Consider the following 16,809-nt stretch of genomic DNA (forward strand, 5'->3'; position numbering starts at 1 on the left):
CAATCACTTTCGTATCGGGCGCGCCCATGAAGCGGATCACCTTGACCCTCGTTCTCGCCGCGGCGCTGTCGCACACGGGAGGATCCGCGCTTGCCGAGGAAACCCGGTTCAAGCTGCCCTCGATCGACGCGGCGCGCTGCAAGTTTCCCGGCTACCCAAAGCCGGCCTTGCGAAGGGGCGAGGAAGGCCTGGTCATCGTCGGCGTCCAGGTGGATGAAAGCGGCGCCGTGCTCGACTCTACAATCCTGTTGTCCAGCGGTTCGGCCGACCTCGACCAGGCCGCGCAGACCGCTTTCAGGAAATGTCCCCATACGCCAGGCACGCTCAACGACCGGCCGGTGACGATGTGGGGGCAGGTCCAGTATGTGTGGACGATGGAGCCGTCGAGCGGCAAGCTGTGGAAGGGGCTCCAGCAAGCCGCCCTCGACGGCAACCTGGAAGCGCGCTATGCGCTTGGCGCGCTGCTGAGCGCGCCAAGCAGGACCGAGGCGGAGCAGGCGGCCGGCCTGAAGCTGGTGATCAGCGCGGCCGAAGCCGGGCAGCCCATGGCGCAGATCGCGCTGGCTTCCAAGTACGAGTCCGGAAAGCAGGTTCCCAGGGATATCGCCGAAGCGCACCGCCTGTACGCCAAGGCCGCCGCGCAGGGCAACGTCGTCGCGATCGACCACTTGCGCGTGCTGGGCGATGCACACTGAGGGTTTCAGGACCCATGACGTGGCGGGCGGCCACGTTCCGCGCGACCCCGGCGTCCAGGTGCCGGCGAGGCTGGTGGACTCCTGCCTGTCGACCCTGAGCGTCGACGTCGACCCGCGCTAGCGATAGCTCTCGAGTGCGCGCAACTCGGCCGTCCGCTGGGAGGTCAGCAAGGTCCTGATCGCGTCCGCGCCTGGACCCGAAGGCAGGCTGGCGCGGAAGGCGAGGAAGGCGTCGCGGTAGGCCAGCCAGAGGCGCTGGTCCTTGCGCACGTCGGCGTGTTCGATGGTCGAGTCGCCGATGCGGTCGGGATGGCCGTCCTGGGTCGACGGAATCGCCATGACCTTGCCATAGGCCTCGTTCAGCTGGCGGTCCCATTGCGCGAAGTCCTCGGCGGATGCGGCGGGCAGCTTGCCGGCGACGGTGTCGAGCATGGCTTGCATGGCTTGTTCACGCAGCTTGGCCTGGCGCTGGAAGGCGAAGTCCGCTGCAGCCGTGCCGCGGGCGTCGTTCTCGCCGCTGCCGGCTTCGCTGGCGTAGCGCTCCGCCGCCTGGCGCAGCGTCGAGAATGCTGCGCGGCTTGCGGCAGGAAGCGCGCGTTCCATTCGCTCCAGGCGGGCATTGCGCGTCCGGCCGTTCTGCGTTTCCCGCCGCTGCGCGCAGACGGCGCCCATATAGCCGCTGGTGATGTCGTCGCAGACATCGATGGGTTTGTCCTGTGCCTGCGCGCCGGCGAGATGGGCGACGCGCGACGTCATCTCGGCCTTTGCGATGTAGTCGACGATGCAGGCGTGATGAATCGCCCGGTCCATATCGCGCGCCACGCCATAGCCGTTCGCATACAGCATCATCAGCACGCCGTTGTCGTTCTTTGCCAGCGCGCAGGCGCGGACCTGATCCCATTCGGCCTGCGAGGTGCTGGCCTGGCTGCGCTTGCGGTCATAGAGGTCGACGGCGTCGCAGTCCGGCGCCGCCCTGACTTGTGCAGGGGCAGGCGCCGGCTGCACCCGTTCGACCCGCATGCACTGCTTGTACCAGTCCTCATCCTTTGAAAACGGCACGCCGAAGTTGGCGGTGTTCGGATAGGGGCCGGCAGCCAGCACCGCAGCCGACGCGGCCAGCGCCATCGCCGCCCAGGCCAAGGCAAGGCGCCTCATGCTACCCGATGGCTCAGGACTTCATTCAGCCGCGCCACCAGATTCTGCCGCGCCTCGGTGGCATGATGGTCGGACATCTCGACCGCCCGCGCGACGTCGCCGTCGGCGATCGCCTGCGCCATCGCCTCGTGCTCGTCCCAGATCGATTCGCGCTGCATCGCCGATTGCAGCACCGCGCCCATCACGCGCCGCAAATGCACCCAGTGGAACTGGGTCGTCTCGAAGATCAGCGGATTGCCCGAGGCCTGGTAGATCGCGGTATGGAAGGCGATGTCGGCATCGATCATCGCCTTCACGTCCTTGCCGCGCGAAGCCTTGCGGCCGTTGGCGATGATGTGCGGGTCGATCGCGGCCTTGCGTTCGGCGGCCAGGCGCGCCGCCAAGGTGTCGAGGGCGCCGCGCACCTGGTAGAGGTTGCCGATCCATTGCGGATCGAGCTCCGCCACCAGCACGCCGCGTCCCGGCGCATCCTTTACCAATCCGTCCTTCTTCAGCAGGCGCAGGGCCTGCAGCACGGGCGAGCGCGAGACGTCCATCTGCTCGGCGATTTCCTCCTGGGTGATGCGGGCGCCGGGCGGCAGCGAGCCGTCGCTGATGGCGTCCAGCAGCGATTGATAGACCTGGTCGACGAGGTCGGGACGTACCTGGATTTTCGATAATTGTTTGAGCATGGGTTCACCTTTGTATTCAGTATACGTCTACTGGAACCGAAGTCAATTTATTAAGCCGTGACACCGGAACGGGAGCGCGCGATACAAAAAATCGGTTGACAAGCGCGCCGGGTGAGCTAAGAATGTACTCTGTATACAGAACACAGAGCGGCCGGCACCCTACGAAGAATCCGGACCGCAAGCTGTGCGAACGACAAAAAATTTTGCCTGTATGCTTTGTATACAGAATACGGAACACGGATGCAGCCCCAGGGCGCAGCCACCATCGAGCCAGAGGAGACCCACATGAACACCCGCGACAAGACCGCCGAAGCCGCCGCCCAGACCCAGCCGGTTGCGAAGAAACTGATCCCTTACGGCGGCTACCACACCAATAAAGTGCCGGGCCACGATCCGGAACTGACCGAAGTCGGTCCCGGCACGCCGATGGGCGAGTACATGCGCCGCTTCTGGCATCCGGTCTGCATGTCGATGGAGCTGACCGATACCCCGCACTTCCTGAAGATCCTCGGCGAAGAGCTGGTCGCCTTCCGCGACGGTTCCGGCCGCGTCGGCCTGCTGCACGCCCACTGCGTGCACCGCGGCGCCTCGCTGGAATATGGCGCGATCCAGGAAAAGGGCATCATGTGCTGCTACCACGGCATGGTGTTCGACGTCGACGGGACCTGCCTCCACGTGCCGTTCCCGAAGGGCGAGGAGAAGGAGGCCGAGAAGTACGCCTGCTCCATCAAGCAAGGCGCGTACAAGGCCTTCGAGCGCCACGGCCTGGTGTTCGCCTATATGGGCCCGCCGGAAGACGAACCGCCTTTCCCCGAGTGGGAGGGTAACTTCACGGTGGCCGAGGGCGACGAACTGGTCCCCTACAGTAACTTCCAGCACTGTAACTGGCTGCAGGTGCAGGACAACGCCGCCGACAACTTTCACCCGACCGCGCTGCACTCGGCCAAGAACGTCGTCAACAAGCAGTACCAGGGCACGACCTTCGACGAAGTCGGCGCCGCCTCGATGGAAGTCGCGCCGGACATGCAGTTCATCCCCGTGCACGGCGGCCGCGGCCTGGCATGCGCCGGCGCCCGCCGCGTCAACAAGGACAAGCTCTTCGTGCGCGTCCAGCACCAGGTGCTGCCGAACCTCAGCCTGCACGCCTACACCTCGGAAGACGGCTCGAACAAGAAGCTGTTCTCGCGCTTCCACATCATTCGCTGGACCGTGCCGGTCGACGACGTGAATTCGAAGATGATCGGCTGGCGCGTGATGGGCCCCGGCATCGACACCCGCGGCATCGGCAACAAGCAGATGGTCGGCTACGAGACCATCGATTTCCTCGAAGGCCAGGTGGCGATGCGGCGTCCCGAACGCTTCGGCAAGTACAAGCTCGAAGACATGCCGCCGATTCCGTCGGACCACCGCGCGCGCCACAATTACAAGGAGTGCCAATACGCGCCGGGCGACTACGAAGCCATCATCAGCCAGCGCCCGATCGCGGTGCACGCGCTGGAAAACCCGACCAAGTTCGACGCCGGCGTCTTCCTGTTCCGGAAGATGCTGCGCGACGCGGTCCGCGGCAGCAATCCGGCCGCCGGCCCGCGGGAATTCGCGCAGTGGCTGCGCGATAACGCGGCCGCGCCGAACAGCTATTGCTCGGGCAATGTGCTGGAGGTGCCGGAAGGAGGGACCGTCGAGGAAGAAGTGGCGCGCCGCCGCCATGTGACGCGCCAGATCGTCGCAATCCTCACGCAAAGCGAAAGCCTGAAGGGCGACGAGCGCGCGGCCTTCGTGCGCCGGAAGTTCGACGAGCTGGAACAGTCGACCAGGCAGTAATTCCGCAGGAGGCAGCCATGGAAATGACCCAGACCCACATCATCGGCCGCGACAGGAGCACGCTCTCGCTGCTGGTGCGCCAGATCCGCTTCGAGGCGAGCGGCATCAATTCCTACGAACTGGTGCATCCGCAGGGCGAGGAGCTGCCGGCTTTCAGCGCCGGCGCCCACATCGATATCCATCTTCCGAACGGGATGACGCGCCAGTACTCGCTGTGCAATTCGCCGGCCGAGCGCCACCGCTACGTGATCGCCGTGCTGCGCGACGAGAAGGGGCGCGGCGGTTCGAAGGCCCTGCATGAGGCACTGCGGGTGCAGGACCTGGCCACGGTCAGCGCGCCGCGCAACAACTTCGAGCTGGCGCCGCAGGCGAAGAAGGTGCTCCTGCTGGCCGGCGGCATCGGCGTGACGCCGCTGAAGTCGATGGCGCATGCGCTCGACCAGGCCGGCATCCCCTTCGAGCTGCACTACTGCGCCCGCAATCCCGGCTGCGCCGCGTTCAGGGAAGAACTCGGCATCGCCTGGCAGCACGGCAAGCTAGTGCATCACTTCGACCACGGCAATCCGGCCGACGGCCTCGATATCGAAGCCCTGCTGCGCGAACCGGAAGAGGGCGTCCACCTGTTCTACTGCGGCCCGGCCGGTTTCATGAAGGCCTGTGCGGAAGCGTCCGGCCACTGGCCGGCCGGCACGGTCCACTGCGAGCACTTCAAGGCACCCGAGCCGCCGGCCGGCGCAGCGACGCCGGCACCCGGCGCCTTCATCGTGAAGATCGCCAGCAGCGGCGCCATGCTCGAAGTGCCGGCCGACCGCAGCATCGCCGACGTGCTGGAGCAGAACGGCGTCCGCATCGAAACTTCCTGCCAGGCCGGCCTGTGCGCTACCTGCAAGATCCGCTATCTCGAGGGCGAAGTCGACCACCGCGACTACATCCTCGGCGACGACGAGCACGGCCAGTTCCTGACCGCCTGCGTGTCGCGCGCCACCAGCCCGGTGCTGGTACTCGATCTATAAATCACTGAAGGAGACAACATGCTGGACAAAGTAAAACAGTTCGCCCCCGTCGAGGCGGAACGCATCGCGCAATCGCAGAAAGACGCGCTGCGATCGATCTACCATCCGCGCCAGGCCGACGTCATCTACCCCGAAATCCCGGCCTTCGACGATCCGGCCGAGGAACGCCGCCACCGCAAGGAGCGCCTGGTCGCGGCCTGCCGCGCCTTCGCCCAGCACGGCTTCGACTACGGCTTCGCCGGCCACCTGACGGTGCGCGACCCCGAGCATCCGGAGCTGTACTGGACCAACCCGATGTGCGTCCACTTCTCGCAGGTAAAGGTGTCGAACCTGATCCTGGCCGACCACCAGGGCCGCGTGGTCGAGGGAGAGTATGCGATCAACCGCGCCGGCTTCGTGCTGCACGCCGCGGTGCATGAAGCGCACCCGGACATCGTCGCGATGTGCCATGCGCATACCGTCTACGGCACCGCTTTTGCATCGCTAGGCCGCGAACTCGATCCGATCAGCCAGGACGCCGCCGCCTTCTTCGAGGACCACGTCGTGATCCGCGAAGAGGCGGGCCAGGTGGCGGTGGAGGAAAAGGCGGGGCTGTCGGTGTGCGACTGGTTCAAGGGCGTGAAGGCGGCGATCCACCAGAACCACGGCCTGCTGACCGCCAGCCGGCACAGCATCGAGTCGGCCGCCTTCTGGTTCATCGCGCTGGAGCGCTGCTGCCGGCAGCAGCTGATGATCGAAGCGACCGGCATCAAGCCGGTGATGGTGCCGCCGGACCGCTCGCGCTACAGCCGCGAGCACGTCGGCAGCGAATACATCGGCTGGCTGCACTTCCAGCCGATTTTTGACCAGTTGGCAAAAACGCAGCCCGATATGTTTAACTGAGGTTTGACTGATGTTCAGTTAGCTATCCCGCTGCTCCATTGTTTCAAGCCGCCGACCACGGGCGGTGACACCGCGGACGATAGACCACGGAAGCGGCATCCACGAGATGCCGCCCGACCGGGCACGTTCCATAACCATATCTGGAGACAAAACAATGCTGAGCTCAACCAAGGTGGCAGTTGGCGCATCCACGATCGACGAAGCGTCCAGGGCGTACTCGAAGGTCGCCTGGCGCCTGCTGCCTTTTCTGTTTCTATGCTACGTCTTCGCCTATCTCGACCGCGTGAACGTCGGCTTCGCGAAGCTGCAAATGATGTCCGATCTCGGCCTGTCCGAGGCCGTCTACGGCATGGGCGCCGGCGTCTTCTTCGCCGGCTACCTGATGTTCGAAGTCCCGAGTAACATCGTCATGCTCAGGGTGGGCGCCCGCAAGTGGATCACCCGCATCATGGTGACCTGGGGCGTGATCTCGGCGGCCATGATGTTCGTGAAGTCGCCGGCCAGCTTCTATGCGCTGCGCTTCCTGCTGGGCGTCGCCGAAGCCGGCTTCTTCCCCGCCATCCTGCTGTACCTCACCTACTGGTTCCCGGCCAGCCGCCGCGGCAAGGTCACGGCCCTGTTCATGACCGGCATCCCGATGTCCGGCGTGATCGGCGGACCGCTGTCCGGCCTGATCATGGGCACGATGGACAATGTCGGCGGCCACCACGCCTGGCAGTGGGTGTTCGTGCTGGAGGCCATTCCCACCATCATCCTCGGCTGCATGGCCTGGTTCTTCCTGGACGATAAAGTGGCCGACGCCAAGTGGCTGAACGACAGCGAGAAGTCGCTGATCGAGCACGACCTCGCCCAGGACAAGCACGGCAGCCACCTGCACAACCTGCGCGACGGCCTGGTGAACCCGCGCGTCTGGCTGCTGAGCGGCATCTACCTGTTCTACACCATGGGCCTGTACGGCATCAGCTTCTGGCTGCCGACCATCATCAAGGCCAGCGGCGTCTCCAGCCCCTTCGACATCGGCATGCTCACCTGCATCCCGTACGCCGCCGCGACGATCACCATGATCCTGGTCGGCCGCAGTTCGGACATCCGGCGCGAACGCCGCTGGCACCTGGCGCTGGCAGGCGTCGCCGGCGCCGTCGGCCTGACCTGGAGCGCGGCCTACGCCGACAACACCGCCATCGCCATGCTGGCGCTGACCCTGGCGACCATGGGCATCATCACCACGATCTCGCAATTCTGGCTGCTGCCTCCCGCCGTATTGACAGGTGCGGCCGCCGCTGCCGGCATCGCGCTGGCGAATTCGGTCGGCAGCGTGTCCGGCATGATCGCGCCCTACATGCTGGGTGTGGTGAAAACCATGACAAACAGCACGAATGCGGGCGTTATCGCGATTGCCGTCTGTCTATTAGTTGGCTGTGTGCTAACCTTTGCATTGCCTGCAAAGGCGGTCAACCCAAGATAATGCGGACAAAAAACGGAGACAACGGATGAGGAAGAAACTGATCGTATCTGCCTTGCTGGCGTCAGCATCGCAGTTGGCTGGCGCCCAGACTAACGTCACTATTTACGGCATGCTCGACACGGCGGTGGTACGCGAAAGCGGCGGCACCGCCGGCTCGATGACCAAGATCACCGGCGGCACCACCGGCGGCTCGCGGCTCGGCTTCAAGGGCACCGAGGACCTCGGCAACGGCCTCAAGGCGCTGTTCCTGATGGAGAGCGGCTTCCAGCCCGACACCGGTGCATCGGGCCAGGGCGGCCTGCTGTTCGGACGCCAGATCTATGTCGGTTTGCAGGGCGGCTTCGGCAGCGTGCTGCTCGGCCGGCAATACACGCCGCACTACCTGGTGCAGGTGTTTGCCGATCCCTTCGGTTCGGGCTGGGTCGGCGATACCAAGAACCTGCTCGGCACCAGCGGCAATTCCTTCAGCCGCATGGACAACACGGTCAAGTACATCTCGCCGACCGCCAACGGCGTGACCGTGGAACTGGTGGCGGCGCCGGGCGAGGTCAGCGGCAGCAGCGCCTCCGGCCGCCAGCTGGGCGGATCGCTGGCCTGGGCCAACGGCCCGCTGCAGGTCCGGCTCGGCTACCACAACCGCAACAACGATAGCGCGACCCTGCATGGTACCGAGAATGCGAAGAACACGACGATCGCCGCCGTGTACGACTTCGGCGTGGTCAAGCTGCACGGGCTGTACGACTGGAACCGCGGCCTGAACAGCTCGGTGCTGCGCAACACGGCGAATCCCTACGGCCGCCCGGCGATCGCTTCGACCGACAGCCGCGATGCGATGGTGGGCCTGACGGTGCCCATCGGTGGCGTCCACGCCTTGCTGGCTTCGTACATCTACAAGGATGACCGTACGGCCTTCAACCAGGATGCGTCGCAGGTTGCGATCGGCTACCGCTATACCTTGTCGAAGCGGACCGACATCAATATGGCGATCTCGAAGATCAATAACCGGAATGGCGCGAGCTATACGGTGGGTAGTGCGATCGAGTCGGGGACCGGGGACAAGTCGGCGATGATTGGGTTGCGGCACTCGTTCTGAGGTGGGACCTTATCAGGTTCGGGAGCTGAGACCGGCGTTGAGGCCGACTCAGCTCCCGACAGAAGGGCGCTGTCTCAGTGGGCGATTACAAATTCTCTTGCGGAGTCAGGAGGATATCGCGTAGACACTGGATCTCCACGAAAAACCTAATTGGTAAATGGCGCCCCTTTTTTGAATACAAACTAATTTAGAGGAGAACTTTGACTGCATGTCGTGGGCGACGTTTTTTGAGGCTTATTACTGACAATATTTGCCTTGGCTGCAGCTTGCGGTGCTATCGTGGGGCAGATCGTAAGACTTGAAATCTGACTAATTGATGCTGAGTTCGAAGTCGGTCTTGTTGCCGAGCTTTCGGTTAAAGATACTTGTGATTCATCAACCTTTTTTTGCGAATTCGCGGGATTTGTACTCTGCCCGAAAAGTTTGCTGCGTTCCGAAGTTAAATCAGCTCTCCACATTGAAAGCCCTGCATGAATTCCAATCGAAAGCAAAATGAAAAGCATCGCTATCGAACCGGCGATCGACCATTTTTTTGTTAATTGATAGGCACGTTCGCCTTTTTTTACGGTCTCCCACTCGGTCTTCAGAATGTGTCGACAGAAGCCAGTCATCTCGTTTGCCGCAGCGTGAACCTTCTCCCGCAGGGAAGCCATTTCCTCAGGTTTTTCAGAGTTTTGTAAATCCTGGAGGAGACCTATGATTAAATTGAAGTGCTGTTCAACGCGGCTAAAACTAATGTCATCGGGCTTGAAATGCAGTCTTGCTCTTGCATACGATTGATAAATTTGCTGCCGGGTTTCGCGGACAAGTGCTTGGTTTTCTTTTAGGCTATGCTTAAAATGTTCAGTGGCATTCTCCTTAAGCTCTTCTTGCCCCTTAGGGAAATCTTCCTTGTGCAGGTCATATAGTCTCTGCGCAACTTTGTTGGTCGATGTAATGTGCGATGCTTGCGCATTTAATAAACCAATAAGACTAGCCAACTCTGTTCGAGCAGAGTCAGTCCAATTCTGTCGATAATCCGTTGTCTTGCTTTCTTTTTCGTTGACTAGTTTGACAATACTAAGTACAGAGGTGATGAAGCCCGCAAGGGACGATAGAAAGGCTGTCAATAATATTTTATCCATATTTTAAAACCACACATACGTGCGCGGCTAGAGCTTGATAACTCATATATTATGGACAAAATTATATTTTCTTGCAAGTAAGATAAATTTCAATTTGCCATGAAATTTTCGTTTTGATGAGTCGGCGCTATTTCCACATGACGTGGCGAAATTCAGTGAGGAGCTCATCGGCTTAGTTCTAGTCGCCGCAATTCCCGAAACCGATACCCCATCCCTAACAGTGCCAACCAAACCGGAATCAACCAAACCGACACCCGCATCTCCGGCGTCATATACATGATCACTAAAATCCCCGCCAAAAACGCCAGGCAAATCCAGTTCGTCACCGGATAGAACGGGCTGCCGAACACCGGCTTCTCTCCACGTAGAGCCTTGGCCTGGCGAAAACGTAGATGACTCCAGCTGATCATCGCCCAGTTGATCATCATCCCCGCCACGGCCAGGCCCATCAGCATGCCCAGCGCCTTGCCCGGCAGCGCATAGTTGACGGCCACGCAGATGACGGTCGCCACGGCCGACACGCCCAGCGACACCAGCGGCACGCCGCGCTCGTTCACCTTCAGCAGCGCGCGCGGGGCGTGACCCTGGGTGGCGAGGCCGTACAGCATGCGGCTGTTCGAATACACGCAGCTGTTATAGACCGAGACGGCGGCGGTCAGCACCACCAGGTTCAGCACGTGGGCGACCGCGCCGGCGTCGAGTGCCTTGAAGATCAGGACGAAGGGGCTGGCGCCGGGCTTGATCTGGTCCCAGGGATACAGCGAGAGCAGCACGGCCAGCGAACCGACGTAGAACACCAGGATGCGCCACAGGGCCTGGTTGGTGGCTTTCGGGATCGACTTCGACGGGTTGTCGGCCTCGGCCGCCGTGATGCCGATGACTTCCAGGCCGCCGAAGGAAAACATCAGCACCGCCATCGACATCACCAGGCCTTCGATGCCGTGGGCGAAGAAGCCGCCGTGCTGCCACAGGTTGGCCACGCCCGCCTGCGGACCGGCGCCGCCCGAAAACAGCAGGAAGATGCCGTACAGGATCATGGCGACGATGGCGACCACCTTGATGACCGCGAACCAGAATTCGGTCTCGCCGAAGGCGCGCACGTTGAACATGCTGATGGCGTTGGCGAACACGAAGCAGCCGAGGGCCGAGACCCAGGTCGGGATCTCCGGGAACCAGTACTGCACGTAGATGCCCACCGCGGACAGCTCGGCCATGCTGACCAGCACGTACAGCACCCAGTAGTTCCAGCCGGTCATGAAGCCGGCGAAGCGGCCGCAGTATTTATCGGCAAAGTGGCTGAACGAACCGGCCACCGGTTCGTCGACCATCATCTCGCTGAGCTGGCGCATGATCAGGAAGGCGATCAGGCCGGCCACCGCATAGCCCAGCAGGATCGAGGGGCCGGCCATGCTGACCGTCTGCGCGACGCCGAGGAAGAGGCCGGTGCCGATCGCGCCGCCGAGGGCGATCAGCTGGATGTGCCGGCTCTTGAGGCCGCGTTTGAGGTGGTTTTCGTGGAGCGCCATCGGGTTCCCGCCTTAGGTGTATTCCTGAAAGACAGGAATGATAATCGATGCCTGTCCTGCGGGGGAGATTATCGCCCGCCGTTCTCTACGCATTCATGTATTGACATGTGCAAAGAGTTGTAAGGATCGGCAACTTTTGCTGCTGTTCAGGTATCCTGCACGCTTCGTTCGTCCGGCATTGCGTCCGGTCGGCGCTTTCGAGACTCGTTCAACGCCTACAACAATCAAATGAACCACTCCCAACGCAAGCTTGGCGGCGGTGCGTCCCGGCGCCGCCGCGCCCATTACCTGGCACTCGGCCTGGCCTTGTGCGACCTCGCCGTCCTGCATCCAGCCATCGCCCAGACGGCGGACAGCGCGCCGGCCGCGGCCCCGGCATCGAGCGGCGCCACCAGTGGCCAGGCCGCGACCGGCGGCAAGGTCCAGTCCGTGAACGTGGTCGGCGAACGCCAGACCAACCGCATCGACCGCCAGGTCTACGACGTCAAGAGCGATGCCAGCAGCTCGAACGGCAGCGCCGCCGATGCGCTCGGCAATGTGCCGTCGGTCGGCGTCGATCCGGACGGCACCGTGTCCCTGCGCGGCAATACGAATGTGCAGATCCTGGTGGACGGCAAGCCATCGGCGATGCTGCAGGGGGAAGGGCGCGGCGCGATGCTGCAGGCCATGCCGGCCGAGGACATCGATTCGATCGAGGTCATCAACAATCCCGGCGCGGAGTTCGGCAACGAGGGCGGCGGCGGTCCGATCCTGAACCTGGTGATGAAGCGTTCGCGCCGTCCGGGCGGGCAGGGCGTGGCCAACGTCAATTACGGGACGGCCGGGCGTTACAACTCGACGGTGGGTGGCGGCTACAACAGTGGACGCTGGGGCATGCAGGGCCGCGTCTTCGTCCGGCACGACGGCCGCAACCAGACCACCGGCACCGAGCGTGACCGCATCGATCCGCGCACCGGTGCCGACCAGCATACGAGCACGACGGGCATGCGCACGGGCCTCAACGACATGGCGGGCGCGAGCGGCCAGCTCTCATACAACCTGGGCCAGGACGACACGCTGGAGGCCAGCGCCGGCCACACGAAGCGCGACACCGACAACTTCGTCCGCAACCATTACGTCATCGCCAACGACGGCGCCCCGTACAGCGACTACGTGCGCACCCAGAAGACCAGCGGCGACAACACCGCCACGAACCTGGGCGCCCGCTGGGACCACAAGGGCGAGAAGATCGGCGAACTGTTCCGCATGGACCTGCGCGTGTCCAGCACGGACAACGCGAGCGACGCGCGTTTCGCCAACCGGTACACGCTCGCGCCGCCGCGCCCCATCGATCCGGGCCAGCCCTTCTCGGGCACGGACACCAGCAGCCTGCAGGACATCGCCAACAAGGTGCGGATCGTCGACTACACCGGCGACTACGAGACCCCGCTCGAGAGCGGCGCCATCGTCAAGCTGGGCTACAAGATCATCGACACCGACAGCCAGTTCGACAACCGCTACTTCGACTTCGATCCGCGCACCGGCGCCGCGGTCGCGAATGGCCGCCGCACCAACGCCTTCGAGGTCGACGAGCGCGACGCCGCCCTGTACGGCTCCTACCAGTGGAAGGTGAACGAGCGCTGGGGTGCCCTGGTCGGCCTGCGTACCGAGCACACGCACATGGACCTGGAGCAGCCCGGCCTGAGCGCCACCAACAGCTACCTGAACTGGATCCCGAGCGCCTTCGCGACCTACAAGCTGAACGACACGACCAATCTGCGTTTCGCCTACGCGCACCGGATCCGGCGCGCCACCGGCGACCAGCTGAACCCCTTCGTCACCTATGTCGACGAGCTGAACGAAAAGAGCGGCAACCCGAAACTGAAGCCGGTGCAGACCGACTCCTTCGAGATCGGCTACGAGACCAAGGCCGGCCAGCTGAACGCCAACCTGCGCGCCTATTACCGCGCCGACCGCGACATGATCCGCAGCCGCCAGGTGGCGGTCAACGACACCGTCCTGCTGACGACATTCGAGAACGGCGGCCGCAACCGTGCCGGTGGCCTGGAGTTTTCGCTGAACGGCAAGCTCACGCCGCAGCTGACGATCAACACCAGCGGCAACCTGGCCTACACCGAGCAGCAGCAGATCGACATCACGGGTGCCGAGTACACGCGATCGGCGACCTCGCTGACCGCGCGCGGCCGCCTGAACTACCAGATGACGCCGCAGGACATGCTGCAGTTCATGATCAGCGCCCAGGGCAAGACCCTGGTCGGCACCGGCTACCGCGAACCCTTGGCGACCCTGAACTTCACCTACAAGCGCAGCCTGACACCGCAACTGTCGCTGGTGTTCGACGTCCGCGACGTGTTCCGTTCGCAGAAGATGGAAACCATCACCGATACCACCTACCTGAAGCAGCACTCGATCACGCGCTACGACGGGCGCATGGCCTTCATCGGCCTGTCCTACCGCTTCGGCGGCGTGCAGGGCGGCGGTCAGCGGCGCGAGGGCCGCGGTCCGGACGGCGAAGGCCGGCGTGGCGGTCTGCCGCCGGGCGGCCCGGGCGGCTTCGGCGGCGGTGGTCCGGGCGGCGGCGGCCCGGGCATGTAGATCAGACGCTGTGCGGCAGGCCGAGGTTGCGGTTTGCCGGCACGGCGACGTCGATCAGCTTGGGCTTGGGCAGGTTCAGCTGGCCCATCAGCTCGACGAAATCGGCGCGCGTGCGGTTCGCCAGGCGCGCGTTGTTCCTCTTTTCCCAGCCGATGGTCGACACCGACTGTCCCTTGTAGTCGTGGCCCGGCCAGACCCTGGTCTCGTCGGGCAGGCCGAACAGCTTGCCGGTGACGCTGTCGTACAGCGCATCCGCGCTCCCACCCTGGAAATCGGTGCGTCCGCAGCCGTTGATCAGCAGGGTGTCGCCGGTGAACACATTCCCCCGCCAGACATAGCACATGCTGCCCGCCGTGTGGCCGGGCGTGTGGATCACCGAAATCGTCTCCTCCTTGCCGAAGCGGATGGTGTCGCCGTCGCGCAGCTGCAGTTCCGCCGTCGGGACGCCGCAGCCGCTCGGCACGGCGGTCTTGGCCCCGGTCAGCGCGTGCAGGCGGCCGGCCGAGGTCACGTGGTCGGCGTGGACGTGGGTTTCCAGCACGTAGGCCAGGCGCAGGCCGAGCCTGTCGACATGGGCCAGGTCGCGCTCACAGTGCTGGTCGACCGGATCGATGATCACCGCTTCCTTGTCGTCGGGGCCGGCGATGATGTAGGTGAAGGTGGACGAGACGGGGTCGAACAGTTGGATCGGATTCATGCCATGTCTATACAAGAAGGTGAATGCCGCAGTGTGCCATGTTGGTGTCGGAGCGGCAAGTTTCCGGACCCTCCAGCCGCCGCTACCCCGTGAACCGCTGATACCCGATCTCGCGAAAATAATGCCGAATCCCCTCCGGCCGCGCCTGCGGATCCGCCAGCGCCACATACCCGTCCGGCCGCAAGAGATAAGCCGCATCCCGCGCCAGACCGGCGTGTTCATGCGCCCGCTCCCAGTCGAACACGTGCAGCGCCAGGCCGACGTGGTGGCACCAGCTGGACAGCGCATCGGACGCCCGGCCATACACATGCACCTGCCAGTCCACGGTGCCGGTCGGCGCGTAGTTGTCGAGCGCGGCGCCGTGGGCCCAGGGCAGGCGGTCGCCGCCCTTGACCTTGCCGGCCGAGCCGCTGCTGAGCGGGCTGCCGTGGTAGTTCAGCATGCACTGGGACACCAGCCGGAACATGAATTCGCGCACGCCTTCCACCTTGTAGGCCGCGCTGACGAACAGCGGGGCGATGCGGGTGCGGACGAAGTTCGCGAAGCCGCCCTCGGCGGAGACGAAGGTAAAGACGCGGTCGGTGGTCTCGACCAGGGTGTGGGCGAAGGCCAGGCGTTCGCTGTCGTAGCTGTCGAGCAGGCGGTCGGCGGCGTCGCCGTGGAGGACCGCCTTCAGCTTCCAGGCCAGGTTGATGGCGTCGCCGATGCCGGTGTTCATGCCCTGGCCGCCGGCCGGGCTGTGGATGTGGGCGGCGTCGCCCAGCAGGAACACGCGTCCGTGGCGGAAGTGCTCGGTCAGGCGGTGGTGCACCTTGTAGGTCGAGAACCAGTTCACCTGCCTGACCTCGACACCCAGGCCGCGGATCGCCCGCTCGCTGACGTCGTCGAACGTCAGCTCGCGGCCGGGCGTCACGCGGTCTTCGCGGATGCTGCCGATCAGGCGCGCCAGGCCGTCCCTGGTGTACGAGAACAGGGCCAGGAAGTCGGCATCGTCCAGCGAGACGTGGATCTGGCCGTCCACCGGCGGGCCGCCCGCGACCACGTCGGCGACGTAGAACAGCTGGTCGTAGGTGCCGCCTTCGAAGTCGGCGCCGAGCTGGTGCCGCACCGGCGAGCGCGCGCCATCGCAGCCGGCCAGGTAGCGCGCCTCGCAGGTCTCCTCGCCGGCGGGGCCGCGCAGGCGCACCTGCACGTGGTCCTCGCGCTGCTCGAAGCCCAGCAGCTCGGTCTCGCGCTCGACCTTGACGTCCATCTGCTCCAGGTGGGCGATCAGGAGGCGCTCGTGCCGGTCCTGGGGAAAGACCAGGATGAAGGGGTAGGGCGTGAGGTCGGTGCCGGCATCGATGAAGGTGACGTGGGCGCGCCGCTTGCCGCGCACCCAGAGGTTGATGCCTGGATTGACCATGCCGGACGCGATCACCTCGCCGGCCATGCCGAGCTGGCGGTAGAGCTCCAGGGTCCGCGCATGGACCACCATCGCGCGCGAGGTGGTGCCTGGGCCGGCGGTCTTGTCGACGATGCGCACCTTCACTCCCTGGCGCGCCAGCCACAGGGCCAGCACCAGGCCGGTGGGACCGGCGCCGGCGATGAGGACGTCTTCGCGTTGCTTCATGGAGTCTCCGTTGCGGGTTGGGGCGGTCCGCCCGAGGTGCGCCGTGCGGAGATTCGTTCGCTGACTTCGAACACGGCCATGCCGGCGATCATGGCGGCCACGAACAGCAGGGTGGGCCAGCCGCCGACACCCAGGCTGGTCAGGGCCGGGCCGGGACAGTAGCCGACCAGGCCCCAGCCGACGCCGAACACCACGCTGCCGAGTATCAGCCTGGCGTCGACGTGGCGGGCGCCGGGCAGGTGGATGGTGGCGCCGAGCACGGTGCGGGCGCGTTCGCTGCCGGCGCGGAAGGCGACCGCCGCCACCAGGATCGCGCCCAGCATCACGAACAGCAGCGACGGGTCCCAGCGGCCGGCGAGGTCGAGGAAGGCCAGCACCTTGGCCGGGTTGCTCATCCCCGAGAGGATCAGGCCGGAGCCGAACAGCAGGCCGGCAATGAAGGCGGTGACGGTCGGCATGA

The 16,809-nt window shown here is 64.3% G+C and carries 15 protein-coding genes; 8 read left to right on the forward strand and 7 right to left on the reverse strand.

Annotated features, from left to right (window positions below; genetic code table 11):
• The first annotated feature begins 41 nt into the window (after positions 1-41).
• Positions 42-695, forward strand: coding sequence for a TonB family protein (locus tag AC1DOQ_RS10890; protein WP_477363199.1), 654 nt, complete (start codon positions 42-44; stop codon positions 693-695).
• Positions 685-816 carry a hypothetical protein gene (locus tag AC1DOQ_RS10895; protein ID WP_477363202.1) on the forward strand — a complete coding sequence of 44 codons (132 nt, stop codon included), beginning with the start codon at positions 685-687 and terminating at the stop codon, positions 814-816. The genes AC1DOQ_RS10890 and AC1DOQ_RS10895 overlap by 11 nt, the downstream gene beginning before the upstream one ends.
• Here the strand turns inward: AC1DOQ_RS10895 and AC1DOQ_RS10900 are convergent.
• Both AC1DOQ_RS10900 and AC1DOQ_RS10905 read right to left on the reverse strand, forming a co-directional pair.
• A complete protein-coding gene (locus AC1DOQ_RS10900; RefSeq protein WP_477363206.1) occupies positions 813-1,850 on the reverse strand; it encodes a lysozyme inhibitor LprI family protein in 1,038 nt (345 codons plus the stop codon). The genes AC1DOQ_RS10895 and AC1DOQ_RS10900 overlap by 4 nt on opposite strands.
• Positions 1,847-2,521 carry a GntR family transcriptional regulator gene (locus tag AC1DOQ_RS10905; RefSeq protein ID WP_477363209.1) on the reverse strand — a complete coding sequence of 225 codons (675 nt, stop codon included), beginning with the start codon at positions 2,519-2,521 and terminating at the stop codon, positions 1,847-1,849. Before AC1DOQ_RS10905 ends, AC1DOQ_RS10900 begins: the two co-directional genes overlap by 4 nt.
• A 285-nt stretch (positions 2,522-2,806) precedes the next feature.
• Here AC1DOQ_RS10905 and AC1DOQ_RS10910 point away from each other — a divergent pair, with 285 nt between their 5' ends.
• The 5 genes from AC1DOQ_RS10910 (at position 2,807) to AC1DOQ_RS10930 (ending at position 8,795) form a co-directional block, all read left to right on the forward strand.
• On the forward strand, positions 2,807-4,342 hold the full coding sequence (locus tag AC1DOQ_RS10910) for a Rieske 2Fe-2S domain-containing protein (RefSeq protein ID WP_477363212.1): 1,536 nt from the start codon (positions 2,807-2,809) through the stop codon (positions 4,340-4,342).
• Between the two features lie 17 nt (positions 4,343-4,359).
• The gene (locus AC1DOQ_RS10915) at positions 4,360-5,355 is read left to right on the forward strand and encodes a PDR/VanB family oxidoreductase (RefSeq protein ID WP_477363215.1); all 996 of its coding nucleotides are present in this window, start codon (positions 4,360-4,362) and stop codon (positions 5,353-5,355) included.
• A gap of 18 nt (positions 5,356-5,373) precedes the next feature.
• Positions 5,374-6,237 carry a class II aldolase/adducin family protein gene (locus AC1DOQ_RS10920; protein ID WP_477363218.1) on the forward strand — a complete coding sequence of 288 codons (864 nt, stop codon included), beginning with the start codon at positions 5,374-5,376 and terminating at the stop codon, positions 6,235-6,237.
• Between the two features lie 154 nt (positions 6,238-6,391).
• The gene (locus tag AC1DOQ_RS10925; protein ID WP_477363221.1) at positions 6,392-7,702 is read left to right on the forward strand and encodes an MFS transporter; all 1,311 of its coding nucleotides are present in this window, start codon (positions 6,392-6,394) and stop codon (positions 7,700-7,702) included.
• Between the two features lie 25 nt (positions 7,703-7,727).
• Positions 7,728-8,795, forward strand: a complete 1,068-nt coding sequence (locus AC1DOQ_RS10930) for a porin (RefSeq protein ID WP_477363224.1) — start codon at positions 7,728-7,730, stop codon at positions 8,793-8,795.
• A gap of 182 nt (positions 8,796-8,977) precedes the next feature.
• Here the strand turns inward: AC1DOQ_RS10930 and AC1DOQ_RS10935 are convergent, their stop codons facing one another.
• Together AC1DOQ_RS10935 and AC1DOQ_RS10940 are read right to left on the reverse strand one after the other, a co-directional pair.
• Positions 8,978-9,919 (reverse strand): hypothetical protein, encoded by a 942-nt coding sequence (locus AC1DOQ_RS10935; protein WP_477363227.1) that lies wholly within the window; start codon positions 9,917-9,919, stop codon positions 8,978-8,980.
• A gap of 164 nt (positions 9,920-10,083) precedes the next feature.
• Positions 10,084-11,445, reverse strand: coding sequence for an amino acid permease (locus tag AC1DOQ_RS10940; RefSeq protein ID WP_477363230.1), 1,362 nt, complete (start codon positions 11,443-11,445; stop codon positions 10,084-10,086).
• 228 nt (positions 11,446-11,673) lie between these two features.
• Between AC1DOQ_RS10940 and AC1DOQ_RS10945 the strand changes: the two genes are divergently transcribed.
• Entirely contained in the window at positions 11,674-14,040 is a 2,367-nt protein-coding gene (locus tag AC1DOQ_RS10945) for a TonB-dependent receptor domain-containing protein (RefSeq protein WP_477363233.1), read from the forward strand.
• A gap of 1 nt (position 14,041) precedes the next feature.
• Here the strand turns inward: AC1DOQ_RS10945 and AC1DOQ_RS10950 are convergent, their stop codons facing one another.
• The 3 genes from AC1DOQ_RS10950 to AC1DOQ_RS10960 form a co-directional block, all read right to left on the reverse strand.
• Positions 14,042-14,737, reverse strand: coding sequence for an MBL fold metallo-hydrolase (locus AC1DOQ_RS10950; protein WP_477363236.1), 696 nt, complete (start codon positions 14,735-14,737; stop codon positions 14,042-14,044).
• 82 nt (positions 14,738-14,819) lie between these two features.
• The gene (locus tag AC1DOQ_RS10955) at positions 14,820-16,349 is read right to left on the reverse strand and encodes an FAD-dependent monooxygenase (protein WP_477363239.1); all 1,530 of its coding nucleotides are present in this window, start codon (positions 16,347-16,349) and stop codon (positions 14,820-14,822) included.
• Positions 16,346-16,807: a DUF6691 family protein gene (locus tag AC1DOQ_RS10960; RefSeq protein WP_477363242.1), complete on the reverse strand. Its 462-nt coding sequence runs from the start codon at positions 16,805-16,807 to the stop codon at positions 16,346-16,348. Before AC1DOQ_RS10960 ends, AC1DOQ_RS10955 begins: the two co-directional genes overlap by 4 nt.
• Between the last annotated feature and the right edge of the window lie 2 nt (positions 16,808-16,809).

Source organism: Massilia sp. 01N417 (assembly GCF_056399645.1).